A 25074-nucleotide genomic window follows, 5' to 3' on the forward strand; every position below is an offset into this window, starting at 1 on the left:
GCACACGGCCGGAGGCGGATCCGTACTGATGCCCGTCGGTCGAGGTGAACCGAGCCGGCCGGGCTCAGGTCCGGGCTCAGTAGCGGCCGGTGCTCACGTCGCTCGAGTTGTAGCCGTTGGAGGCCGAGGCGTGGCCCGTGGCGTAGGACTCGACGTTCGTGTCGTTCAGCATCGCGGTGTAGCAGCTGTACTGGCCCAGGGAGGAGTTCCACGACAGGTTGTCGCAGTAGTTCCACTCCCAGTCCGAGGTGCGCGTGACCGTGGCGTGGCCGTAGGGGCCGGTCGAGCGCACGCGGCCCCAGACGGTGCGGCAGGAGGTGCTGTAGCGCAGCTCGATCGTGCCGACCTGGGTGCTGCCGACGTAGATCGGGCTCGACTTCGCGGTGATCGCGGTGCTCGCGCAGCCGCTGGAGTTCGGGTCCTGGTTGTCGTAGGCGGCAGCGCTTGCGCTCCCCGAGAACCCGACGGCGAGGGCGACCGAAGCGGTCACCACGGCGAGCGACTTCTTGACGGCAGAGATCCTCATGGGGGCGTCACCTTACGTGAGTTCGTGCGATTTGACGCGTCATCATAAGGTCGAAACGATCAGCTACAGATCCTCTCCGGAGCCAGCAAAACCGGACAACATGGCGAGATCGCTTCTGTGATCTGCGTCACTCGACTTCTGGTCGACGCGCTCTCACTCCGGCGGCCGAGGGGCGCGGACCAGGCCGGACTGGTAGGCGATGGCGACGAGTTGCGCGCGGTCGCGGGCGTCGAGTTTGGACATGGCGCGGTGGACGTGGGTGCGGACGGTGAAGGGGCTGACGTACATGAGGGCGGCGATCTCCTCGTTGCTGAGACCGGTGGCGGCCATGGCCATCACCTCGCGCTCGCGGGCGGTCAGGGAGGCGAGCCGTTCGGGAAGGGCGGCCTGTGCCGGGGCGGGTTCGGGCTGGGCGAGGAAGCTGTCGATGACGGAGCGCGTCGCGGCGGTCGACAGCAGCGGGTCCCCGGCGGCGACACGGCGCAGGGCGGAGAGCAGTTCGGGCGGCTGGACGTCCTTGCCGAGGAAGCCGGCGGCGCCGGCCCGCAGCGCCTGGGCGACGTACTCGTCGGTCTCGAAGGTGGTGAGGATGAGGACGCGGGTGTCGGCGAGCTCGGGGTCGCCGCAGATGGCGGCGGTCGCCGAGAGCCCGTCGGTGCCCGGCATCCGCACGTCCATGAGGACGACATCGGGACGGGTGGCCCTGGCCCTGTCGAGCGCCTCGCGGCCGTCGGACGCCTCCGCGACCACTTCCATGTCGTCCTCGGTGTCGATGAGCACGCGGAAGGCGCCGCGCAGCAGGGCCTGGTCGTCGGCGAGCAGTACGCGGATGGTCATGAGGAGTCCTTGTCCTGTGGTGCGGTACCGGTGAGCAGGGGCAGGTCGGCGGTGACGAGGAAGCCGCCGTCGGCCCGGCGGTCGACGACGAGCCTTCCGCCGACGGACGCGGCCCGTTCGCGCATGCCGATGAGCCCGAAGCCACCGGGTTCGGTTTCGGAGGTGGGGGTGGGGGCGGTCGGCCGGTCGTTGGCGACGGTGAGCCGGATGCGGATGCCGGTGTACTTCACGGTGATGGCCGTGGTGGAGCCGGGCGCGTGTGTGGCCGCGTTGGTGAGGGCCTCCTGGAGGATGCGGTAGGCGGTCAGGTCGACGCCCGGTGACAACGGCCGCGGTTCGCCCTCCACGGTGAGGCGGACCGGCTGGCCGGCCTGTTCGAAGGAGCCGATCAGGTCGGGGAGCCGCGCGAGGCCGGGGGCCGGTTCGAGCGGGTCCCCGAGGTCGTCGGCGCGGCGCAGCAGACCGACGGTGGCCTTGAGTTCACGCAGGGCGGAGCCGGTGGCGTCGCCGAGGTGGGTGAGCACCTCGCGGGCCTTGTCCGGGTTGCGGTCGAGGAGATGGAGGGCGATGCCGGCCTGGGCGTTGGCGAGGGTCATGTGGTGGGTGACGACGTCGTGCAGGTCGCGGGCGATGCGGACGCGTTCGTCGGCGACCCGGCGGCGGGCCTCCCGCTCACGGGTGCGTTCGGCGAGTTCGGCGCGTTCCTTGGTGGCGGCCAGGTGGGCGCGGTGGGTGCGGACGGAGTCGCCGATGGAACCGGGCAGCAGGATCCAGGCGATCATGCCGATCTTCGTGTTGAGCGATGCCGTGGGCTCGTTGATGATCGCGGCGCCCGTGACCAGGACGGCCGCGACGGCGGTGGCGAGGCGGGCGGTCCTCCGGTCGGTCTGGACCGCCAGGAAGTAGAGGGCCGCCAGGAGGGGCGCGATCAGGCCCGCGTCGAGGCGGGGTGCGGCGAAGCAGATCGCCAGGCCGCACAGGAGCGTCACCCCGTAGACCGCGTACGGGTGGCTGTGGTGGAACAGGACGGCGGCGCAGGCGACGAAGGCCAGGGTCAGGGCGACGGGATCGGGCTCGACGTTCTTGCCGAGGCGGTTCAGCAGGGTCGTCCCGCCGGCGATGACCAGCAGGGCGAGCGCGAGCAGCGTGTCGAGCAGGCGGGGGTGGCGGGCGGCTCGCCGCCACCACGTGTCGGTCATCGTTTCTCCGGGGCCGAAGGCTGATCGGGCGACGAAGGGGCAGGTCTGCCGGGAAGGCAGGTTTACCGAAGGGGTAGGTTTACCACCATTTTGACCCGTTCCGGCCGTCGACCACGGGCGACGGCCCTGCCCCGGCCCCTGGGAGGTCCAGGGTGCGGGGCAGGGCGTGGCGTGGAGTCAGACGGCGGTCGACTGCGTGGCCCGCTCGGGGGCGGCTCCCACGGCGGGGGACGTCTGCAGCCGGGCTCCTTCGACGTCGACATCGGGCAGGATCCGCTCCAGCGCCCGCGGCAACCACCAGGCCCTCTTCCCGAGCAGGGCGAGGGCGGCCGGCACGAGCGCCATCCGGACGACGAAGGCGTCGAAGGCGACGGCGGCGGCCAGTCCGAAGCCGAGCATCTTGACCATCGGGTCGTTCATGCCGATGAAGCCGGCGAAGACGCTGATCATGATGAGCGCGGCGGCGGTCACGACCCGGGCGTTGTGACGGAAGCCGGTGACCACGGCCTCGTCGGGCCGCTCGCCATGGACGTGGGCCTCCCGGATACGGGTGACCAGGAACACCTCGTAGTCCATGGCCAGGCCGAACACCACACCGATCATGAAGATCGGCATCATGCTCATCACCGGCCCGGTCTGTTCGACGCCGAACACGTCGGCCAGCCATCCCCACTGGAAGACGGCGACGACGGTGCCCAGCGCGGCGGCCACGGAGAGCAGGAAGCCGAGCGCGGCCTTCAGCGGGACGAGCACCGAGCGGAACACGACCAGGAGCAGCAGTACGGCGAGGCCGACCACGAGCACGAGGTAGGGCACCAGGGCGTCGTTGAGCTTCTGCGAGACGTCGATGTTCATCGCCGTCGGTCCGCTGACCAGCACGTTCGCACCGGTCTCGGCCTTCAGGCCCTGGGCCGTCCCGCGGATGGCGTGGACCAGGTCCGAGGTCTCGGCGGTACTCGGGCCGGTGGCTGGCACGACGGTGACCAGGGCCGTGTCGCCGGCCTGGTTGAACACCGGCGGCGTGACCGCGACCACGCCCGGCAGGGCGGCGACGGTCTTCTCGGCCTGTTCGGCGACCGCCTTCGGGTCGTCCGCGCCCTTGGCGTCGACGACGAGGGTCAGCGGTCCGTTGAAGCCGGGACCGAAGCCGGCGGAGAGGGCGTCGTAGGCGCGGCGCTGGGTGGTGGAGGTCGGCTTGGCCTCGTCGCCTGGAAGGCCGAGCCGCAGGTCGAGGGCGGGCACGGCGAGGACACCGAGGCCGATCACTCCGCCGAGGAGTACCGCGACCGGGCGGCGCAGCACGAACCGGGCCCAGCGCGTGCCGCCGTTGGCACGGGCGCCGGCCGCGTCCGCCCCGTGCCTGCCCGTCGGGCCGGGCGAGCGCAGACGGCGGGGGAGCACGCGCCGGCCGAGGAAGCCGAGCAGCGCGGGTACGAGGGTGAGCGCGACCAGTACGGCGACGACGACGGTGCCGGCCGCGGCGAGGCCCATCTTGACGAGGAGCGGGATGCCGACGACCGACAGCCCCGCCAGCGCGATCACGACGGTCAGGCCGGCGAAGACGACGGCGGACCCTGCGGTGCCGACCGCACGACCGGCGGCCTCCTTCGGCTCGTACCCGTCGAGGATCTCGGCACGGTAGCGGGAGACGATGAAGACGGCGTAGTCGATGCCGACGGCGAGGCCCAGCATCATCGCGAGCGTGCTGGTGGTGCTCGAAAGTCCCAGTGCGCTGCCCAGCGCGGTGATCGCGGCGAGGCCGAGGCCCACGGAGACCAGAGCGGTGACCAGCGGCAGCCCCGCGGCGAGCAGGGACCCGAAGGTGATCACCAGGACGACGGCGGAGACCGCCATGCCGACGGCCTCGGCGGAGGAACCCTCCTCGGAGCCCGCCGCCAGCACGTTTCCGCCGATCTCGACCGTCAGCCCGGCGTCACGGCCGTGCTGTGTGGCCTCCTCCAGCTGGTCGGAAGCGGTCTCGCTCACCGACCCCGGCTTCGCGCTGTAGTTGATCGTCGCGTAGGCGGTGGTGCCGTCCTTCGAGACCGCGCCGGCCTGGAAGGGGCTGACCGCCGCCGTGACCTGCTCGCCGTGGGCGAGCTCGGCGACCGTCCGCTCGACCGCCTGACGGTTGTCCTGGGCGGTGATCTTCTGCCCCGAGGGCGCGACGAACACCAGCCGCGCCGAGGCTCCGTCGGACGAGGCACCGGGGAAACGCTCGTCGATGAGGTCGAAGGCGTTCTGCGCCTCGGTCCCCGGCAGCGCGAAACCGTCTTCGGACGCGGCCGGCGCCTTGGCGGCGAGCAGCCCGACGACGGCCAGCACGGCGACCCACAGCAAGGTCACCAGCCGGCGTCGAACGAAGGACCAGCGGCCCAGGCGATAGAGGAACGTGGCCACGGGAGAGTGAACTCCTTCAAGGTCGGGGTCGGTCGTACGAGGTCTACGTGCGGGGCGGCGGACGGAATACGGTCCTGCCGCCTGCGCGGCGGGCTCCCTCACGGCCCGCTCCGAAGCGGGGCGAACAGGGCCGTGACCTGCGAGGAGGGCACGGCAGGGGAGCATCACCATCCTCCGACGGCGGGCTGCCCGCCGTCGTCGGCTCTGCGCAGGCAATCCCGGGTACTGCAGATGCAGTAGCGCGCCCCGTTCGGGCTCGTCTCCGCCCGGTACGAAGGCCTGGCGCCGGTACGAGGGCCTCACGCCCGTACGTGCTGCCTGCCGATGCCGCCCCCTTCGAGAGGGCGGCGAGGGGTGCTGCGGGACCGGCTGTCAGGTTCCGGTCCCGCAGCGAGGTGCCCTGCCCGCCCACCGGCAGGTGGGAGGGCAGGGGGCTGTGCGGGCCGGGCGTGGTTATGCCCGACCGTCCGTCGCGGGGATCGTGACCGGGACCGTGTGGCCGGGGTCGGTGGAGGAGGTCGCCAGCCGCAGGGTGAAGGTGCCGGCCTCGGTCGCCCAGCCGTGCGCGTCGGTGTCCCAGTGCTGGAACGCCCGCGGTGCGATCTCGATGCGGGCGAGCACGCTCTCGCCCGCGTCGGCACGCACCGCGGTGAAGCCGCAGAGCCAGGCGACCGGCCGCTCGACGGCCGATTCCGGACGGGACAGGTAGGCCTGCAGGACCTGCTTGCCCGGCCGGGCACCGGTGTTGGTGACGTCCGCCAGCACGACGACGCCCTCCCCGGCGGTGGTGATCGTCGGTTCGCCGATCCGCCAGGTCGTGTAGCCGAGGCCGGACCCGAACGGCAGCGCCGGCCCGCGGCCGCCGCTCCGCTCCTGCTTGAGCCAGGCGCGGTAACCGAGATGGACGCCCTCGGTGTAGGGGAGCCGGCCCTCGGCCGGTTCGACCTCCCACACCGGAACGTCCTCCTCGCGGGCGGGCCAGGTGGTGGGCAGTCGGCCACCGGGTTCGCGGGCGCCGGTGAGGACGTCGGCGAGGGCCGCGCCGAACTCCTGGCCGGGGAACCAGGACAGGACGACGGCGGCCACCTCGTCGAGCCAGGGCATCAGCACCGGGGCACCGGAGTTGACGACCACGACCGTACGGGGGTTGGCCTCGGCGACGCGGCGCACCAGCTCGTCCTGGCCTTCGGGGAGGCCGAGGCCCGGACGGTCGAAGCCCTCCGACTCGATGGTCTCGGTGGTGCCGACGACCACGACGGCGACGTCACTGGCGGCCGCCACCTCGATCGCCCGCCGGAACTCCTCGGCCGGGTCGCCGAAGAGGTCCTTGTAGCCGAGCTGGACCATCGCGATGGGGAAGCCGCCGGGGAGTTTCAGCGCGCAGGTCAGACGCAGCTCGACCGTCTGGCCGTGGCTCAGGTCGCGGGAGACCACCCGCGTCGGGGGGTTCAGGATGGCGGTGACGGGGTCGCCGCCGGCGGCGGGGACGAGAGGATCGGTGCTGACGGTCTCGCCGTCGATCTCGAAGGTGAAGCCGCCGACTCCGGCGAAGCCCAGGTCGTGCCGGCCGTCGCGGTCCGCGGTGAAGCGGGTGGTCAGCTCGACGCGGGCGGCCTGTGCCAGTCGCGGGTCGCCGAGCCAGGCGATACGGCCGGAGGGGATGGTCTCCTCGGTGAACGCGGCGCCGTCCTGGTCGAGGTAGCGGACGTGGACCCCGTCGGCACCCGAGAACGGGTCGGTGACGGTGCCCCGGGCGAAGGCGTGCAGCTCGTCGGCCGGGGGCAGACCGGGCGCGAACGAGACGGCGTGGTCTCCGTACGCGTCCCGCAGGCCGTCGAGCGGCGTCACGACGTGGTACGGGAACACGGTCGCCGATCCGCCGCCCTGGGCGCGGGCGCGCAGGGCGTGCTGCCCGATCACGCCGACCGTCAGTCCGTCCCGGGGCTCGACGGGGAGGGTCCCGTCGTTGCGGGCGAGGACCATGCCGTCGGCCGCGACCTCGCGCAGCAGGTCCACGATGGCGGTGTCGTCCCAGGAGTCGACCGGGGTGGCCGCGGGGCCGCTGTCGAGGGCGCCGACGCGCGAGGCGAGCAGCAGCAGCCGGGCGACCTTCTCGTCGATCGCGCTCTGCGGGACCCGCCCGGCCTTCACGGCCTCGACGAGAGCGTCGCCCCAGGGACCGTCCGGACCGGGCATGACGAGGTCCTGCCCCGAGCCGGCCGACGGCTCGGTGTCCCGTACGGCCGTCCAGTCGGAGACGACGACGCCGTCGAAGCCCCACTCGTCCTTCAGCGGGTCGCGCAGCAGCGGGTTGGCGGACATCGTGACGCCGTTGACGGAGTTGTAGGCGGACATCACCAGCCAGGCGCCCTCGTCGACCATCCGCTCGAAGGGAGCCAGGTAGACCTCGCGCAGCGTCCGCTCGTCCGTGTGGACGTCGACGGAGAAGCGGTCGGTCTCGGAGTCGTTGGCGACGTAGTGCTTCGCCGTCGTCGCGACGCCGTGCGCCTGCACGGCGCCGACGTAGGCGGCACCGAACTCGCCGGTGAGGTACGGGTCCTCGCTGAACGCCTCGAAGTGGCGTCCGCCGCGGGGCGAGCGGTGCAGGTTGACCGTCGGGCCGAGCACGACGTCGACGTCCTTGGCCCGGGCCTCGGAGGCGATCAGGGAGCCGAGGCGACGGACCTGCGCGAGGTCCCAGGTGGCGGAGACGCAGCTCGCCGACGGCAGGCTCGCCGACGGGTCGCGGTCGTCCATCGCGGTGCCGCGGACGCCGGTGGGACCGTCGGAGACGACGATGGGGCGCAGACCGATGGCGGGCTCGTCGTGCAGCGACCACATGGACGCGCCGGTCAGCAGGCGCACCTTCTGTTCCAGGGTGAGGCGCTCGACCAGCGCAGTGATGGGCGGAGAAGTGAACATCGCCGCGTCCTTTCATGACGGAGGGGTTCGGCTGGGGGAGGTGATCCGGTCAGCGGACGCTGCGGATCGGGAGGACGGAGAGCGCGCCCAGGAGCGCGATCACCCCGACCACCGGGTAGAGCGCGGCGTAGCTGCCGAAGGCGTGGACGATGCCCGCGGCCAGGACGGGCGCGACGGTGTTGGGGAGGGTCGCGGCGAGGTTGAGGACGCCGAGGTCCTTCCCGAAGTCGTCAGGGTTCGGCAGCACGCTGCTCATCAGCGCCTGGTCGACCGAGATGAAGGCCCCGAAGCCGCAGGCGACCACGAGACCGGACAGCGCGAGTCCGAGCACGGACGGCAGGACGAGCGGGATCACGGTGCCGAACGCGATGACCAGTCCCGCGACGAGCACCACGGGCTTGCGCCGGCCGAAGCGGTCGGACAGCGGACCGGCGACCGCCGTCGCGACGAGGATCCCGGGCAGTGAGACGAGCCCGAGCAGCGGCACGGTCCGCTTCGCCTCCTCCAGGGGCAGGCCGAGGTAGTCCTGCGCCAGGTAGAGCTGATAGGTACTCAGCATCGCGTACCCGCCGAACAGCAGGAGGCGTCCGGTGAAGCCCCAGAAGAAGTCGGGATGCCGCACCGGGTTGACCCAGAAGGCGGAGAGGAAGGTGCGAAGCGAGAACGGCAGGCGCGGTTCCCCGCGGTTGTCCCGGTCGGGCACGAGGACGACGAACAGCACGACGGCGAGCAGGACGACGCCGGCCAGGACCGCGTAGCCGAGCGGGAGGTCGTCGGCGAAGAGGGAACCGACGGCCGGGCCGGCGACGGAGCCGAGGAGCACGCCCAGTCCCACCCCGGTCGAGTACCGCCCGCGGAACCGCTCCGGGACCCGGTCGGGCAGCAGCGCGGAGAACGGCCCCTGGGAGGCGTTGAACCCGAACTGCACGAACATGACGCACACGCTCAGCGCGGCCACGTTCGGCGCGAGCCCGGAGGTGAGCAGCGCGACGGCGCCGACGAGGGCCCCGCCGAGCATCCACGGTCTCCGCGCGCCGTACCGGGTGCGGGTCCGGTCCGACAGCACACCGACGATCGGCTGGGCCAGCATCGCGGCCACGGCGCCGAGGGCGTTGATCACCGCGAGGTTCGCGGCCTTCGCGTCCGGGGCCAGCTGCTCGACCTGGATGGCCGCGTAGTACGTCGAGACGGCGTAGGCGACCGGGGCCGCCGCGGCGACGAACGGGGCGGCACGGAACAGCCGCCGCAGCTCTCGCGGCACCTTGCCGGTCGGTTCCACCGCCTCGTCGCCGGTCGGCGCGGGCTCGCACGCGGGCTCGGGATCGGTGTGCACGGACATGCTGGTCTCCGATTCGGTCGCCGGGTCAGCGCAGGCCGTCGCGGCGGGCGCGGGCGCCGAGCCAGGCGAGGCTCGGCCGGGGGGTGCGGACGAAGGTCTCCCGGTCCACGGAGATGAGGCCGAACGTGGGCGCGTAGCGGCCCCATTCGTAATTGTCGAGCGCCGACCAGTGGAGGTAGCCGCGCACGTCGACACCGTCCGCGACGGCGGCCTCCAGATGGCCGAGCGCCTCGTCGGTGTAGGCGATCCGCCGGGTGTCGTCGTCGGTGGCGAGGCCGTTCTCGGTGACCAGCAGGGGGATGCCGCCGGCCTCGTCCCAGGCGCGGCGGAGCGAGATGCCGAGCGCGTCCGGCCGGAACGCCCAGCCGGTCAGGCTGTTGTCCGGGTGGTCGGGGTGCGGCACCGGGCCGTTCGCGTCGACCGGCTGGCTGGTGTACGCCTGCACGCCGAGGAAGTCGTCGTCGCGGGCGACGTCGAGGTAGAAGCCCTCCCAGACGCGGTGGACGCGCTCGAAGACCTCCTCGTTCCCCGGGGTGGGTGTGAACGACTGCTGCGCGACCGTCCAGCCCGCCTTCGCGTTCGTCGTCGCGCGCACCACCTCGACGGCGCGGCGGTGCACCTGCGCGAGCGTGTCGCCGAGCGCCTGGTCGGGGCGTACGTGGGCCAGCGCCGTCGCCAGCTCCGTGGCCGCCTGTCCGGCCTCGGGCGCGTCGGCGTCCTGGCCGCCCATGGCGCTCAGGACGGTCTCCTGGAGGTTCGCGAACACGGCGAGCATGTTCGGTTCGTTGATCGTGCACACCCAGTCCACGTCCCGCAGCGCGGGGGAGACGAACTCGATGTAGCGGGCGAACCGGTCGGCCGCGTCGGGGCGCCGCCATCCGCCGGACTCGGCGAACCAGCGGGGCAGGGTGAAGTGCTGGAGCGTCACGACCGGCGCGAGGCCCAGCTCGTGGGCCGTGTCGACCATGCGGCGGTAGTGGTCGCGCTCGGCCCGCGAGAACTCCCCGTCCGTCGGCTCGATCCGCGCCCACTCGAACCCGAAACGGTAGGCGTTCAGCCCGGCGTCCGCCAGGAGCCTCATGTCCTCCGGGTAGCGGTGGTAGCTGTCGACCGCGTCGCCGCTGCGGTCGGGGAGCGGGGAGCCGGGGGCGTTCTCCAGCGCCCACCAGTCCGCGTTGAGGTTGTTGCCCTCCACCTGGTGCGGCGAGGTGGAGGCTCCCCAGAGGAAGTCGTCGCGCAAGCCGGTCATGTGTCTCCTCGGTCCGTGGTTCCGTCGGTGGTTTCGCCCGTGGTTCGTTCCGTGGCGCGAAAAGTTACCACGCTGGTGGTAAGTTTTGGGAAGACCGAGGAAAGCGCGATACTGGGGCGATGTCAATGAAGCGGGGCAGCTACCGAACCGGACGCGAGCGCGTCGAGCGCATCCTGGACGCCTCCCACGAGCTGTTCGTCAGCGCCGGCTACCGGGCCACGTCACTGCGCGACATCGCCGCGGCCTCGGGGATCTCCCATCCGGCGCTGCTGCGTCACTTCGCTTCCAAGGAGGAGATCCTCACCGCGCTCGTCGAGCGGCTCGACCGGGAACACGGCGAGTGGCTCGCGACCGACGAGGACGGCGGAGACCGGCTCCTCTTCCCGGCCGAGGTGGCCAGGCGCAACGAAGCCACCCCCGGTTGGATCCCGCTGTTCACCGCCCTGCTCGGCGAGGCGACCAGCCCCGAGCACCCGGGCCACGAACTCATGCGCACCCGCCGCCGGATCGGCACCGCGCTCGGCGTCCGGCTGCTCGGCGGCCGAGACGACGACGCGCGTTCCGTGAAGCTCGCCGTCCAGCGGCTCGGCGCCGCGTGGGACGGCCTGCAGATCCTTTCGCTGTACTTCCCCGGCCGGATCGACATCCCCGGCCAGGTCGCCGACCACGAGGACGACCTGAGGAAGAACGGATTCCCGCCCGCGCCCCCGGCACCGGGGCGCATACCCGAGGCCCTGCTCGCCGAGCAGCCGGACACACGGCCGGAGCCGACGCCCCGTACCCGCGCGTTCGAGAGCGCGGCCCGCCTCTACTCACGCCACGGCTACTACGGGACCTCCATGCAGGCCGTGGCCGACGAGGCCGGCCTGACCAAGGCCGCGCTCGTGCACATCGCCCCGACCAAGCGCGCCCTCCTCGACCTGGTCGTCGCCGAGCTCACGGCCCCCGCACCGGACGAGACCGACCCCGGCAGCCGCCTCCGGGCGCTGCTCGACCGCCCCCGCTGGCAGGCCGCCGCGGAGATCGTCCTCATGTGCGAGGCCACCGTCCCGTCCCACCCGGCGCACGCGCACATGGCCAAGCGGCTCGAATACAGCCTCTCCAGCACCACGCGTCAACTCACAGCAGCCGGACCGCTGACGGAGGAGGAAGCGCGGACGACGGCGCAGTGGCTCGTCGCAGTCGCGCTCGGAGGCCTGATCGCCTGGCTCTACGAACCCGATGACGTGGAACTGGGAACCCTCATCGAAGGAGCGACCCCGCCCCTTCGCACCACCGCGTGACGCGCCGAACGCCCAAGCCGGTGAAGTCGCCGGGCGCCTGAACGTCCCCCTCGAAGAGCAGGGCGTACCGATCGACCGGCGGAGCACCCGGCCGCAGCCACGGTGAAGGCCGGTCCGACCACGTCCACGGCACGGCACGGCCCGGCAGGCCGTGCCGTGGACGTCACCGGTCTCCTCGATGCGGCAGCGCGATTGAGCAGGCCCGTTCGCGCTCCAGGCCCAGCGCGGCCGGCCCCAACGGTCCGGATCATGGTGCCCGCTGTTCCCGGGCGACGGGAGGAGCCCGCGACGGGGCGCGCCTCGGTGCGTTCACCCCTCTCCTGCAGCGGCTCCGGCGTGGCGCCGACCAGGCGGAGACCGGTGAGTTCCTGCGATATGAGCTGGAAGATCACCTCGGTCTCACCCCTCTTCCGCCAGAGCCGGAGGCGATGGCCGCCCGGGTGATGTCCTGGTGGGCGGCGGCCGGCAAGGCCGATGGCACCGGGGAGCGGGTGTTCACCGCGCTTCCCGTGCCGGCCGGTCAACGCGGCCACCGCCTGCGGCGCGGCAGCCGGGCGTCTTCCTCCGGTCCGCCAGGCGATCCGACCGAAACCGCCCGGCGATCCACGCCGCGCGCTTCCACCCGGGTTGTCCCAGGAAGGGGCGCAGTACCCCCTCGTGGCCGGTCGCGCGGTTGAGGACAGTGACCGGACCCGCGACGGACCGCGGTGGACGCGCTACCCCTCCGAGCGCGGGTGGGCCGTGGCGGAGTAGCCGTCGTGCCAGGCGGCCTTCGCCCCGGACTCGCCGATCCGGTAGACCTGCACCGTGCTGCCCACGCCGACCAGAAGGGACAGCACCACGGCCGCGGTGCGCACGGGAGCCGACCGCACCCACCCGGCCGGGGCACGGTCCGGCACGGCGGTCGTGGCCTGCCGCTGCACCCACCAGACCGCCGCGGCCAGCACGAAGAGCCCCACGGCCCAGGGCAGGAGCCCGTCACCGAGCTCCGTGTGGCGGCGCACGAGCGGGTCGCCCTCGACGTGGCGTTCCAGCCACTCGCCCGCCTCCGTCGCCAGCGGCACGCTGACCAGGGCGGCGAGCGCGAGGACCGGCATGGCGAGACCGAACCGGCGGCCGACGCGAGGCAGGCAGGCACAGGAGACCAGCACGAGCGCGGCAAGGGGCACGAGGACGACGACGACGTGCACGAGCAGGACGTGGGCGGGAAGACCGTTGATCAAGCCGAGTCCCATGGGGCTCCTTCGGACGGGACGGGGGAGGGACGACGGGCCGCAGCCTCCCAGCCCAACCTCTGCGTTCCCTCTGAAAGGGCCCCGGCCGCCGCTCTCAGCGGAGGTTCAGAGGAAACTCAGAGGTGCCGTGCGTCCCGCCCGGCCGCAGGACGGGAGATGCTGGAAGGGCCATGGAAGAACCCCGTACGACATCGCCCCCGCACCCTCACGACGGCGCACCCGTCCGCATCCTCGTCGTGGACGACGAGCCCGATGTGACCGACGTCCTCGCCGCGGCGATGACCGGCGAGGGGTGGGAGGTCCGGACGGCGGCCGACGGGGCGACCGCGGTCGCGGCCGGACGCGACTTCCGGCCCGACGCCGTGGTCCTGGACCGGATGCTGCCCGACCTCGACGGCCTGGAGGTGCTGCGGGAGCTCCGGCGCGACGCACCCCGGTTGTGCGTGCTGTTCCTGACCGCCCGTGACGCGGTCGAGGACCGGATCGCAGGCATCACGGCGGGCGGCGACGACTACGTCACCAAGCCCTACAGCCTCGAGGAGGTCCTGGCCCGGCTGCGGGGCCTGCTGCGGCGGGCCGGACACGGAGCAGCCCCCGCAGGAGCGCCCCGGCTGGCCGTCGGCGACCTGAGCATGGACGAGGAGGCGCGGGAGGTCACCCGCGGCGGAGTCGTCATCGACCTGTCCCGTACCGAGTTCGAACTGCTGCGCTTCCTCATGCGCAACCCGCGCCGGGTGCTGTCCAAGGCCCAGATCCTCGACCGCGTGTGGGCCTACGACTTCGGCGGGCGTGCCCACGTCGTCGAGCTCTACATCAGCTACCTTCGCAAGAAGATCGACGCCGGACGCCCGCCGATGATCCACACGGTGCGCGGGGTCGGGTACGTGCTCAAGGCGAACGGCACGCCGTGAGGCGCCTGGTACCCCGCACCCTGCGCGGCCAGCTCACCGCCGGGCTGGTCGCCCTGCTCGCCGTGGCCTGCCTGGCCGTCGGCATCACCACCGCCGTGGCGCTGCGCGGCTTCCTGACCGGGCGGCTCGACGAGCAGCTCGCCGCATCCCACGGCCGGTTCGCCGCGAGCCTGGAGCACGAGGCCGAACCGGACGCCGACAATCGCCCGGACACGCGGGGCCAGGCCGACGGGACCTTCGGAGCGCGCCTGCTGGACGGCACCGTCACCCAGGCCGCCGTCGTCGAAGACGCGACCGACCGCTCGCTGCGCCTCACCGCCGCCGACAGCGGCGCCCTCGCCCGCGTCCCCGCGGACGGGCACGGGCACTCCGTCCGCCTCTCCGGGATCGGCGCCTACCGCGTCACCGCCGTCCGGGGCGACGACGGCGACGTCCTCCTGACGGGGCTTCCGCTGCACCCGCTGGAGGAGACCGTCCACCGCGTCGAAGCGGTCGAGGCCGCCGTGTTCGGCGCCGCCCTCACCGGCACCGCCCTCCTGGGCGCGGCATGGGTCCGGTTCTCCCTCCGCCCCCTGCGACGCGTCACCGCCCGGGCCGCGGAGGTGGCCGGGCTGCCCCTCGCGAGCGGCGAGGTCGCCATGCCGGGCCCGCTGCCCGACACCGATCCCCGTACCGAGGTCGGGCAGGTCGGCACCGCCCTCAACCGGATGCTGGGCCACATCGAGGACGCGCTCGTGCGGCGCCACGCCAGCGAGGAGCGGCTGCGCCACTTCGCCGCCGACGCCAGCCACGAACTGCGCACCCCGGTCGCGAACATCCGCGGCCACGCCGAACTGGCGCTCCGCCATCGGGGCCCCGTACCCGGTGATGTCCGGCATGCGCTGGAACGCATCGCGGCCGAGTCGCAGCGCATGAGCTCCCTCGTCGACGACCTGCTCCTCCTGGCCCGTCTGGACGCCGGGCGGCCGGTCGAGCGCGCGACGGTCGACCTCACCCTGCTGATCCTCGACGCGGTGGACGACGCCCGCGCCGCCGGCCCGGACCACCGCTGGCGCCTGGACGTCCCCGAAGAACCCGTCACCGTCACCGGCGACGCCCGCGGCCTCCAGCAGGCCGTGGGCAACCTCCTCGCCAACGCCCGCACCCACACCCCGCCCGGCACCGAGGTGACCGTCACGCTCGCCACCGGACCGGGAAACGTGACCGTGACCGTGACGGACGACGGCCCCGGCATCCCCGAAGCACTCCGGACCGAGGTCTTCGGCCGCTTCGTGCGGGCCGACCACTCCCGCTCCCGTACGACGGGCAGCACCGGTCTCGGGCTCGCGATCGTGCACGCCGTCGCCACCGCCCACGGCGGTACCGCCGCGGTCACCAGCCGCCCCGGGCACACCGTCTTCCGCCTGACACTGCCCGCCGACGGCCCTGCTCCGCCGGAACCCGCCCGGTGAGGCCCGGCCGCGACGGCGCCGTCCAGCTCCGTCCCCGGACGTCCACGACACCCCGACCGCGCTGATCGCCCGGACGTCCACGACACCCCCGACCGCGCCGATCGCCCGGACGGGCAGGGGCACCAGCGCGCGGTCGCGCACCGATCGCACGCACCGGACGACCCGGTCCGATCCGACGGGAACGGTCGGACAGGGCTTGACCGCCTGCCCGCGCGCTTCACCCCTCCGTGCCCCGGCGCACGGCACGATGGTGCGGCACACGACCCGCCGCCCACCCCCAGTGAGCCCCGGAGGCCTTATGCCGAAGCACGGACGGGCTGCCGCTGTTCCCCTCGCCTTCCGCGGCTACCGCAGGACATGGCTGCGCGGCGACGTCCTGGCCGGGATCACGGTCGCCGCCTACCTCGTCCCCCAGGTCATGGCCTACGCGGGCGTGGCCGGTCTGCCCCCGGTCACCGGCCTGTGGGCCGCCCTCCCGGCGATGCTCCTCTACGCGCTGACCGGATCCTCCCGACTGCTGTCCGTCGGCCCGGAGTCGACCACGGCCCTCATGACCGCCGTGGCCGTGGGCCCGCTCGCGGCCGGCGACCCCGCCCGGTACGCGGCGCTCGCCGCGGCCCTGGCGCTCGTCGTCGGACTGCTGTCCGTGGTGGCGTGGGCGGTCCGCCTGGGATTCCTCGCCGACCTCCTGTCCCGGCCCGTGCTCGTCGGCTACCTGGCCGGGGTCGCCTTCATCATGATCGTGGACCAGCTGCCCCGCCTCACCGGGACGGAGAGCGGCGGATCGGGGTTCTTCCCCCGACTCCTCTTCTTCCTCCGCCACCTCGGCGGCATCCACTGGCCCACGGCCTGCCTGGCCGCCGGATGCCTGGTCCTGCTGTTCGTCCTTCCCCGGCTGTGGCGTGCACTGCCGGGGCCGCTCATCGTCCTCGTCCTCGCCACGGCGGCGGTGTCGGCCTTCGCGCTCGACACCGACCAGGGCATCGACGTCATCGGCGCCGTTCCGACCGGCCTGCCGGGCTTCGCCCTGCCCCGGCCGGCCGACCTGACCGAACTGGTCCCGCCCGCTCTCGGCGTCCTCCTGGTCGGCTACACCGACGTCGTCCTGACCGCCCGCGCCTTCGCACGGCACGACGACCCGCACCCCCTGGACGCCAACCGCGAGCTGCTGGCCCTCGGCGCGGCCAACCTCGGAGCGGGCTTCTTCCACGGCTTCCCCGTCAGCAGCAGCGCCAGCCGCACGGCCCTCGCCGAATCCGCCGGCGCCCGCACCCAGGCCTACTCCCTCGTCGGCGCCGCCTGCGTGGTGGCCGTCCTGCTCTTCCTCGGGCCCCTGCTGACGCACACCCCCGCCGCCGCCCTCGGCGCGATCGTCGTCTATGCCGCCGTCCGCCTGGTCGAGGTGGGCGAGTTCCGCCGACTCGCCGCCTTCCGCCGCCGCGAACTGCTCCTGGCCCTCGGCTGCACCCTCGGCGTCCTCGCCCTCGGCATCCTGTACGGCGTCCTCATCGCCGTGGCCCTCTCCGTCATCGATCTCCTCGCCAGGGTCGCCCGCCCGCACGACGCCGTCCTGGGCATGGTCCCGGGCCTCGCCGGAATGCACGACGTCGACGACTACCCGACCGCCCACACCATCCCCGGCCTCCTCGTCTACCGCTACGACTCCCCGCTGTTCTTCGCCAACGCCGAGGACTTCCACCGCCGCGCCCTGGCCGCCGTCGACACCCGACCCGAGCCCGTCCACTGGTTCGTCCTGAACACGGAGGCCAACGTCGAAGTCGACATCACCGCCCTGGACGCCGTGGAAGCCCTGCGCACCGAACTCGTCCGACGCGACATCGTCTTCGCCCTCGCCCGCGTCAAACACGACCTCCGCAAGCCCCTCGACGCCTACGGGCTCACGGCAGCAGTGGGACCGGACCGGATCTACCCGACCCTTCCCACAGCGGTCGCCGCCTACCGCAGATGGCAGCACACCGATTAGGGCCGCCGCCCGGCGCGTCGGGTCCGGCAGCCGGGCCGGGGCGGGCGGTCCGGCCCGTGGAGGTCCGACCGGGGAGCCGGTACGGGAGGGACGGCCTCACCCGGACGGAGCGAAGGGGAAGTCCACGGACGCCCGCGCCGCACCGTCCGCAGCGACGGTGAGGAGGGCGTACCCCGGCAGAGAGGCGATCCACCGATGCGCCTCGACGGCCCCCAGGACCATCGCCGCCGTCGCGTAGACATCGGCCCACAGCAGCTCCGGGCCCGTCACGGTCGCCGCCAGCAGTCCGGTGGCCGGGGCCCGGGTGCGCGGGTCGACGATGTGCGCGCCACGCTCGGTCGTCCCCGAGGTGGCGACCGCGTGGTCCCGTCCGGCCACCACCGCCAGCAGCCGCCCCGGCCGCCGGGGATCGGCGATCCCGGTGCGCCAGACACCCGCGGGTCCCGGCGCGCCGCCGACCCGCACGTCCCCGCCCGCGTTCACACACACGTCGGCGGCGCCCGCCTCCCGCAGCACCCGCCAGGCCCGTTCGGCGGCCCAGCCCTTCACCAGACCGCACGGATCCGGCCGGCCGTCCGCCCAGGCGTCGAAGGCACCTCGGGTACGGCTGTGCGCCCGGTCGCACAGCTCCAGCACACGCCGTACCTCGGGCGGGGCGTCAGCCCGGCCCAGCTCGCCGCGCCGCAGTCGGCTCACGGCGCTGTCCGGAAGGAACGGGGAGTACACCCGGTCGGCCTCGTGCAGCAGCGCCACCGCATCCGCCAGTGCGGCCCGCAGCACGGGCGTCGGCCGGTGGCGCAGCGTGAACGAGACCACGGTGCCCATCACCGGTTCGGCGTGCCGCCACGGAACCCCATCCACTCCGGTCCGGTCACCCATGAGCCTGGTCCAGCGCGCTCTGCAGGGACCGGATGTAGCCCTCGCTGGTGTAGGTGGCCCCCGACACCGTGTCGATCCGCGCGCTCTGCGCGGTCAGCGTCTCGCTGGTGAGCATCGGCACCGCGTAGCCGGCGATCTCCCGGTCGCGTTCGTTCTCCGACGGGGTCCTGACGGCCACGGCCCCGGTGAGCCGGCCGCCACTGACCGTGACGCGCACCTGCACCGGCCCGTACCGGGTGTCGACGGAGTCCCCGGTGTACGTGCCGGAGACCAGGCCCCCGGAGCCCGCACCGGTGGAACCGGGCCCGGTCGGGGCGGCGGACATCGGCTGGGCGGCCGGAAGGTGCGGTTTCAGGGCGAGCAGCGAGCAGATCCCGGCCGCGGTCGCGGCGACGGAGAGCAGTTGACGGCGCATCGGAGGCCCCCTCGGGGTCGGTCGGAGGAACAGGCGTCGGGAGCGGCGGGCCGGTCGGACGGCGCGTTCGGAAAGTTCGGAGGCGCGTTCAGAGAGCGAAGGACTCCTGGTGGATCCTGCGGGCGGGCACACCTGCCGCGCGCAGTGCCGCCTGTGCCGCCGAGGCCCACCCGGGCGGGCCGCACAGGTAGCAGACCCGCTGTGCGACGTCCGGTACGAGAGCGCGCAGCGTTCCGGCGTCCAGTGGCAGCCGGTAGCCGGCCGGGTGGCTCACGGAGTAGTACGCCCGCGTGCCGCGCCGGGCCGCGACGGTGTCGATCTCGTGCCTCAGCACCAGGTCCTCGGGCCGCCGGGCCCAGTGGATCAGCACCGGATCCCCGGGCAGCGTCTCGAACAGCACACGCAGCGGGGTGATGCCCACCCCGGCCGCGAGGAGCAGCGCGGGCCGGCCGGTGGCCCGGTCCGGGGTGAGTGCCCCGTACGGCCCTTCGGCCCATATACGGGTGCCGGGACGCAGCGTGGCGAGGGCCGCGCTGTGGCCGCCCACGGCCTTGACCGTGATCCGCAGGCTCCGCCCGTCGGGGACGGCGGACACCGAGTACGGCGACGCGGTCCACCACAGCCCCGGGGACAGGAACCGCCAGCGGAAGAACTGTCCGGGCCGGACCACGAGTTCGTCCATGTGTTCGCCGGTGACCAGCACCGACACCACGTCCGGGGACTCCCGCCGGACGCCCGCGACCCGCAGTCCGTGCCGCCGCGAAAGCCGCAGCGGCGTGAGCAGCCGGAACCGGACGACCAGCGCCGCGGCCCCCAGGTACAGCACGTACCAGGCGACCCGCGTTGCCGTCCGGTCGAACTCCGCGCCGTTCGTGAGCTGGTGACCGAAGGCGAGGAAGACCGCCGCATAGGTGAGCAGATGCAGGTAGTACCAGGTCTCGTGGCTCAGCCGGCGCCGGGCGGCGCGCGCCGAGACCACCGCCGTCACCAGCAGGAGCAGCAGCCCGACCGCCGCCTTGAGCATGTCCGGATAGTGCAGGACCACCCGGACGCCCTCGGTGACCGGATCCGTCCGGCCGGTGAGCGCGTATCCCTCGGTGATCAGCACCGCGTGGGCCAGCGTCAGCCCGATCGTGTAGCGGCCCGCCGCCGCGTGCCAGCGGGCCAGCCGGTCGGTGCCCACGGTGCGGTCGAGCAGCGGCACCCGCGCCATGAGGATCACCAGCACCACGCAGGCGTACCCCGCGAGCAGTCCGGTGATCCGGCCCGCCCCGGTGAACCAGCCGGCCGGACCCACCACCGAGGCCGTGTCCACCCACCACATGCCGAGCACCGCCGCGGCCCCGGTCCAGATCAGAGCCTGGACCGCGACCACCACGGCGGTTCCCGATCCGGCGGTCCGACCGACACGATGCCGACCGCCCGGCCACGCGGTCCGCGCGACTTCCGTGCTCATCCGCTCTCTCGCCTTCGGTCCTGTGACGCCCGGCATGTCGCCAGGTCCCGTCCACTGTGGTCCGCGATCCTGTGAGAACCCTCTGAACCGCGCCCCGCACGGGCCCGACGACCTGCCCCGGACCCGTGCCGGGCCAGGCGGCGCACGGGCGGGCGACGACGACCTGTTCAGAGGAGACTCAGAGGCGGGTGCCGACTCTCCGGCCCGGCGCCGCCCGGCATTCCGGAAGGACCACGAACCCCTCGCCACGCACCCGGCCGGCGCGGTCGCCGCGGACTTCGGCCCCGATGCGGCGGTCCTCGACCCGGATGCCGCCGACCCACGGCGGCCCGCACGCGCAGGCCCGGACGCGGGCGGCCGCCCCGACGCGCGGGTCCTCTTCCTCACCGCGCGCGACGCCGTCGAGGACCGCATCACCGCCGGCGCCGACGACGTCACCCAGCCGTTCAGCCCCGAAGAGGTACCGGCCCGGCTCCGGGAACAGCGGCACGACCCCGAGCGCGTGGCGTCGGGGCCGCGACGCACGACACAGCACGGTCGGGCCGCGAGCGAACCCCAGGAGCGCAGATGTCCGTCACGCGGAACCACCAGCCCTCATTCGCACTCTGCTTAGGCGACAGCAGAACATCGTGAACGGAGGCCGCCATGAATCGGCGGACACTGCTCGCCGCGGGTACCGGCTACGCGGCGGCCGCCGCCTGGACGGTGGGCTGTGGCAGCGGTCAGGTCAGGGCCGCGTCCAGCGGCGGTTCCGCCCCCGCTGCCGGCGGGCAGCGGCCCCTGGGCTCCGCGTCCGCCGCAGTCGGCGGCCACGCGGCCGTGCCCCGCGCCGCTGACTGGGCCGCGCTCGACAGGGGCCTCCAGGGCGGTCTGATACGTCCGGGCGACGCCGACTACGCCACCGCCCGCCAGCTGTACAACACCCGCTTCGACGGTCTGCGCCCCGCCGCCGTCGCGTACGTGGCCGACACCGCGGACATCGCCGAGTGCCTGGCCTTCGCACGCCGCCACGGCACCCCCGTCGCCATCCGCAACGGCGGTCACTCCTACGCCGGTTGGTCCAGCGGCAACGGACGCCTGGTCATCGACGTCTCCGCGCTGAAGTCCATTCGTACCGGCTCCGGAAGCGCCGTCATCGGGGCCGGCGCCAAGCTCATCGACGTCTACACCCAGCTCGGCGCACGAGGCGTCACCATCCCCGGCGGCTCCTGCCCCACGGTCGGCATCTCCGGCCTGACGCTCGGGGGCGGCCACGGTGTGGTCTCCCGCGCCTACGGGCTCACCTCCGACAACCTCACGGGCGCCCGCATCGTCACCGCCGACGGCAGGACCCTCGACGTGTCCAAGGACCGGGAGACCGACCTGTTCTGGGCACTGCGCGGCGCGGGAAACGGGAACTTCGGCGTCGTCACCGAACTCCGGTTCCGCACCCACAAGGCCGCCGACGGCGTCACCGCGTACATGACCTGGCCCTGGTCCAAGGCCGCCGCCGCACTCCGCTCCTGGCAGGAGTGGGGCCCCACCCAGCCCGACGAGATCTGGTCGGCGCTGCACCTGTCCGCCGTCGCCGGCCGGACTCCCACCGTCTCCATCAGCTGCTTCTCACTCGGCACGTACGGCGCTCTGCAGAACGCCGTCGACCGACTGGCGGACCGCGCCGGCGGCCCCGGATCCGCCTCCCACATCACCATGCGGCGCCGCGGCTACCTCGACACCATGCGGATGTACGCGGGCTGCGCGACGAAGTCCACCACCCAGTGCCATCTGCCCGGCAGAACCCCGGGGCGCCAGCCCACCGGCGCGCTCCAGCGCGAGACGTACGCGGCACGCTCGGACTTCTTCGACCGCTCGCTGAACACCGCCGGCATCCGGTCCCTGCTCGATCAGGTCGAACGCTACGGACGCAGCAGCGGCGGCGGTGCCGTCTCCGTCGCGCTCACCGCCCTGGGCGGCGCCGTCAACCGGGTCTCCCCGCAGGCGACCGCCTTCGTGCACCGGAACTCCCGCTTCCTGGCGCAGTACACCGCATCCTGGCCCGCCGGCCGCACCGGCTCGGCGGCGACGGCCTGGCTGGACGGCACACACACCGCTATGCGCCGGTACGCCTCGGGCGCGGCGTACCAGAACTACACGGACGCGAGCCTGAGCAACTGGCGCTCCGCGTACTACGGCTCGGCCGCTCACCGGCTGGCCGAGCTGAAGAGGCGTTACGACCCGAACAGGATCTTCGACTTCCCGCAGGCTCTGTGAGCCGACGCGGCGTGTCGTCACGCAGCGGCGCCCCGGACCACCGGCGCCGACTGCGCGACGCGCGCTGCCCGCACACGCGGGGCCCGGCCCCACCCTCGCCGACGGTCACACGGGGGTTCCGCCGCGACCGCGTCCCACCGGCGCCCCCTCGGGGCGGTGCCGCACGAAGGGCAGATCCCCCGGCCGCACCAGTTCGCGCGGCCCCGCCGCGCGCAGCACCACGTCCAGCACGCGCGCCGGATCAGCGGCGTACGCGTGGGAGAACCAGGCCATGTTGGCTTCGACCACGGCCCACCGGTGGCCCGGACGGTAGGGGTCGAGCAGCTGTCCGACGTCCACGACGACGGCGCTCGGCAGGGCGGGCCCGGCCTCGGCGACCAGGCGGTCGACGAACTCGGCGATCTCCCCGGCGACGGCCCCGCGCCTGTCCAGCGGGAGGGGGTCCAGCCGCCCGAACACCGCGTACCGACTGCCCGTGGCGATCCGCCCGTCCAGCAGGAACAGCCGGTACTCGGCAGCGAACGTCACCACCTCGGAGAGCAGCACCGGCGTCGCCGGGTCCAGATCGGCGGGCAACGAGGAGCCGTCGGCGTAGACGTCCGCCGGGAAGGACTTGTCCCGCGGCGGTTTGACGAACGCCGGCCGCCCGAGCGCCCACGCGTCCGCGAGGGTGGCCGCACGGACCTCTCGCCCGGTGAACTCCTCCGGCAGCCGGGCAAGCCAGTCGTCCTCCGGTTCGAGCAACGCGAACCCGAGCCGCCCGGCCAGCCGCGCCCCCGCCTCCGGACCGCCGTACCAGTACGCCGGTCCCACCGCCCCACCGGTCTCCTCCGCCGCCAGGACCACCATCCCCCGTCCCGCCGCCTCGCCGGCCAACAGTTCCATCGTCGACGTCCGCCGACCGGGCATGACCAGCACCGCACTCCTCCTTCACGACGTACAACGTCGCCACGCTAGACCCGTCCGGGTCCAGGTCACACCCGGGTTTCCGGCCCGTGGAGCGGGAACGGCGCGCGCTGCGAGTTCCGTTGCGACAAGGAGCTCAGGCCCGATCGAGTTCGGCCGCCGAGCGGAGACGGCCCAGGCCGGGACGGCTTCGGCAGAGTGCTCGGCGGCAGCGTCCGGTACCGGTCGCTGTCCGCTGTTTCCGCTCCACTCGTGTCGGAGTGCGATCGGTCCGTCCTCCCGTGCATCTCACTGGTCGTGAGGACGCTGCTGGACCTCCGTGTCCGGCGCTTGGGGGTTCGGGCCCCGGAAGCGGGTGAGCGTCTTCGTGAGGGCCTTCCACGGTGAGGGGTCTTCCTTGGCCGTCGCCGGCGATGCCGTCCGGGGGGCGCCGGCGCCGCCGGTCGCCTCGGCGAGGGCGGCGAGCGCCGACTCGGCGGCCTCCCGGTACAGGTCGCAGGATGCTGTCATGGCTTCGAGTGCCTTGGCGTATCTGGTGACCATGGCCTGTGCGTGGACCAGTTCCTCGGCGGGGGTGAGCAGGTGCCAGCCTTGGCGCAGCCGGGTCAGGACCTGTTCGGCGTCGGCCGGCAGTGGCCGGGGCAGTGAGGCGAACTCCTCGATCTTGCGGATGAGTTCGGTGGGTTCGGTGCCGTCCAGGAAGACGTTGCGTACCGTGAAGCGCTCCGCGTCGTCATCGGGGGCCTGCGGTGTCGGGGGCAGGATGACGGCGCCGCCGCGCGGTATCCCCACACCCAGCTCACGCTTCATCGCGAAGTCGGCGATCAGCGCCTGGTCCGGCGTGGCCCGGTGTTCGACCACCTGGTGCCGCAGGCTCGGTGGCAGGAACGCCGTGATCGGCCGGCGTCCCAGAACGTCCGGCGTCATCGCCTCGTGCACCACGACATGGATGGACCAGCTCTGCCGGGTGCAGGCCCGCAGCAGGCGGCGCAGCTCGTCGTCGTCCTTCGGCAGGTGGTTCGCCGCCCGCAGGCGCACGTCCGGTACCGTCCCGTGGTCCCATGCGACCTGGTCGCTGTCGGGCCAGAACACGGTGGCCGGTGAGGGCCAGCCCGCTTCCCATGCCCGCTCGGCCTCGGCTGCGAGGACCCAGGTGACGCCCTCGTTCTTCATGCGGCGGGACTCGGGATCGTACGTGGTCAGTTGCGCGCGCACCGTGACGCCGTCGGCCACGCTCCAGCGGGCCTCGAAGAGGCGGCGGGCGGACGGGCCGGGGTCGGCGGACTCGTCCCGGGGGTACAGGTCGCTGGAACGCGCCGCCTCGACGGGGTCGAGGTCCAGGAAGTCGTCGATCACCCCGGCCGCCTTGAGGGCGAGCAGGTTGCGCCGGACGTCCCGCTCGGGCTCGGGCCCGAGGTGACGCCCACGCCCGAGCCAGGCGGTGTCGGGGACGGTGGTCGATGAAGTGCTGTTCTTGGTCATGGAACCGTTCCGTGGGCGATCAGGGCCCGACCAGTATGGTCCGCAGCCCGAGCGGGGGAAGCGCTGCCCCGTCCATGTTCGTGCCTGCCACCACCGGGCCGGAAGAGCGTCGGTGATCGCCCCTCCCCGGAGACCCTGGAGGCGATCACCGTTCACGTACGTCCTCGGATCGGTCGCCGATCAGGAACGCGACGGCACCGACCGGGAACTCCGACCGGTCGCCGTCGTCCCCGCGCACGACGGCCGGCCATGCGTCCGGGTCGGCCGGGCTCCGCCTCCACAACGCCTCGGTGCCGGGCCGGGGAACGGACACCGTCAGGAAGTCGTCGACGACCAGGACCGGATACGCC

General features: G+C 73.2%; 18 protein-coding genes and 1 pseudogene. 6 read left to right on the forward strand and 13 right to left on the reverse strand.

Annotated features, from left to right (window positions below; all coding sequences use genetic code 11):
- Positions 1 to 76 precede the first annotated feature (76 nt).
- The 7 genes from ACFYUS_RS29110 to ACFYUS_RS29140 form a co-directional block, all read right to left on the reverse strand.
- Positions 77 to 526: a DUF2690 domain-containing protein gene (locus tag ACFYUS_RS29110; RefSeq protein ID WP_388858389.1), complete on the reverse strand. Its 450-nt coding sequence runs from the start codon at positions 524 to 526 to the stop codon at positions 77 to 79.
- A 153-nt stretch (positions 527 to 679) separates the two neighbouring features.
- Complete coding sequence (locus ACFYUS_RS29115; RefSeq protein ID WP_388858392.1) at positions 680 to 1363, reverse strand: response regulator; 684 nt, start codon at positions 1361 to 1363, stop codon at positions 680 to 682.
- Positions 1360 to 2562 carry a sensor histidine kinase gene (locus ACFYUS_RS29120; protein WP_388858395.1) on the reverse strand — a complete coding sequence of 401 codons (1203 nt, stop codon included), beginning with the start codon at positions 2560 to 2562 and terminating at the stop codon, positions 1360 to 1362. Before ACFYUS_RS29120 ends, ACFYUS_RS29115 begins: the two co-directional genes overlap by 4 nt.
- Positions 2563 to 2739: 177 nt before the next feature.
- The gene (locus ACFYUS_RS29125; protein WP_388858398.1) at positions 2740 to 4962 is read right to left on the reverse strand and encodes an MMPL family transporter; all 2223 of its coding nucleotides are present in this window, start codon (positions 4960 to 4962) and stop codon (positions 2740 to 2742) included.
- 453 nt (positions 4963 to 5415) lie between these two features.
- A complete protein-coding gene (locus ACFYUS_RS29130) occupies positions 5416 to 7884 on the reverse strand; it encodes a beta-glucosidase (protein WP_388858401.1) in 2469 nt (822 codons plus the stop codon).
- A 49-nt stretch (positions 7885 to 7933) separates the two neighbouring features.
- Positions 7934 to 9223, reverse strand: coding sequence for an MFS transporter (locus tag ACFYUS_RS29135; protein ID WP_388858404.1), 1290 nt, complete (start codon positions 9221 to 9223; stop codon positions 7934 to 7936).
- 25 nt (positions 9224 to 9248) lie between these two features.
- Positions 9249 to 10472 (reverse strand): glycoside hydrolase family 1 protein, encoded by a 1224-nt coding sequence (locus ACFYUS_RS29140; RefSeq protein WP_388858407.1) that lies wholly within the window; start codon positions 10470 to 10472, stop codon positions 9249 to 9251.
- 119 nt (positions 10473 to 10591) lie between these two features.
- On the opposite strand from ACFYUS_RS29140, the gene ACFYUS_RS29145 reads away from it, so the two are divergent.
- A complete protein-coding gene (locus ACFYUS_RS29145) occupies positions 10592 to 11755 on the forward strand; it encodes a TetR/AcrR family transcriptional regulator (RefSeq protein WP_388858410.1) in 1164 nt (387 codons plus the stop codon).
- A 716-nt stretch (positions 11756 to 12471) separates the two neighbouring features.
- On the opposite strand, the gene ACFYUS_RS29150 is transcribed toward ACFYUS_RS29145, so the two are convergent.
- Positions 12472 to 12990, reverse strand: a complete 519-nt coding sequence (locus tag ACFYUS_RS29150; protein ID WP_388858413.1) for a DUF2231 domain-containing protein — start codon at positions 12988 to 12990, stop codon at positions 12472 to 12474.
- A gap of 170 nt (positions 12991 to 13160) precedes the next feature.
- Here ACFYUS_RS29150 and ACFYUS_RS29155 point away from each other — a divergent pair, with 170 nt between their 5' ends.
- The 3 genes from ACFYUS_RS29155 to ACFYUS_RS29165 all read left to right on the forward strand — a co-directional run bounded on the left by ACFYUS_RS29155 (position 13161) and on the right by ACFYUS_RS29165 (position 17336).
- Positions 13161 to 13901, forward strand: a complete 741-nt coding sequence (locus ACFYUS_RS29155; RefSeq protein WP_388858416.1) for a response regulator transcription factor — start codon at positions 13161 to 13163, stop codon at positions 13899 to 13901.
- Positions 13898 to 15352 (forward strand): ATP-binding protein, encoded by a 1455-nt coding sequence (locus tag ACFYUS_RS29160; RefSeq protein ID WP_388858419.1) that lies wholly within the window; start codon positions 13898 to 13900, stop codon positions 15350 to 15352. Before ACFYUS_RS29155 ends, ACFYUS_RS29160 begins: the two co-directional genes overlap by 4 nt.
- A gap of 298 nt (positions 15353 to 15650) precedes the next feature.
- A complete protein-coding gene (locus ACFYUS_RS29165) occupies positions 15651 to 17336 on the forward strand; it encodes a SulP family inorganic anion transporter (protein ID WP_388858422.1) in 1686 nt (561 codons plus the stop codon).
- A 96-nt stretch (positions 17337 to 17432) separates the two neighbouring features.
- On the opposite strand, the gene ACFYUS_RS29170 is transcribed toward ACFYUS_RS29165, so the two are convergent.
- From ACFYUS_RS29170 to ACFYUS_RS29180, 3 genes are all read right to left on the reverse strand, one after another.
- Positions 17433 to 18161 carry an FAD:protein FMN transferase gene (locus tag ACFYUS_RS29170; protein WP_388858711.1) on the reverse strand — a complete coding sequence of 243 codons (729 nt, stop codon included), beginning with the start codon at positions 18159 to 18161 and terminating at the stop codon, positions 17433 to 17435.
- A 46-nt stretch (positions 18162 to 18207) separates the two neighbouring features.
- Positions 18208 to 18630: an FMN-binding protein gene (locus tag ACFYUS_RS29175; protein WP_388858425.1), complete on the reverse strand. Its 423-nt coding sequence runs from the start codon at positions 18628 to 18630 to the stop codon at positions 18208 to 18210.
- Positions 18631 to 18718: 88 nt separating this feature from the next.
- Positions 18719 to 20086 (reverse strand): ferric reductase-like transmembrane domain-containing protein, encoded by a 1368-nt coding sequence (locus tag ACFYUS_RS29180; protein ID WP_388858428.1) that lies wholly within the window; start codon positions 20084 to 20086, stop codon positions 18719 to 18721.
- A 268-nt stretch (positions 20087 to 20354) separates the two neighbouring features.
- Here ACFYUS_RS29180 and ACFYUS_RS29185 point away from each other — a divergent pair.
- Positions 20355 to 20564: pseudogene (locus ACFYUS_RS29185) on the forward strand (DNA-binding response regulator); the annotation flags it as partial.
- Between the two features lie 167 nt (positions 20565 to 20731).
- On the forward strand, positions 20732 to 22336 hold the full coding sequence (locus ACFYUS_RS29190; protein WP_388858431.1) for an FAD-binding oxidoreductase: 1605 nt from the start codon (positions 20732 to 20734) through the stop codon (positions 22334 to 22336).
- A gap of 105 nt (positions 22337 to 22441) precedes the next feature.
- Here ACFYUS_RS29190 and ACFYUS_RS29195 read toward each other — a convergent pair whose 3' ends face one another.
- Both ACFYUS_RS29195 and ACFYUS_RS29200 read right to left on the reverse strand, forming a co-directional pair.
- Positions 22442 to 23221 (reverse strand): ATP-grasp domain-containing protein, encoded by a 780-nt coding sequence (locus ACFYUS_RS29195; protein ID WP_388858434.1) that lies wholly within the window; start codon positions 23219 to 23221, stop codon positions 22442 to 22444.
- Between the two features lie 309 nt (positions 23222 to 23530).
- Positions 23531 to 24724 carry a hypothetical protein gene (locus ACFYUS_RS29200; protein WP_388858437.1) on the reverse strand — a complete coding sequence of 398 codons (1194 nt, stop codon included), beginning with the start codon at positions 24722 to 24724 and terminating at the stop codon, positions 23531 to 23533.
- Positions 24725 to 25074: the final 350 nt, after the last annotated feature.

Origin of the sequence: Streptomyces sp. NPDC004284 (genome assembly GCF_042874035.1) — a bacterium.
GTDB lineage: Bacteria > Actinomycetota > Actinomycetes > Streptomycetales > Streptomycetaceae > Streptomyces.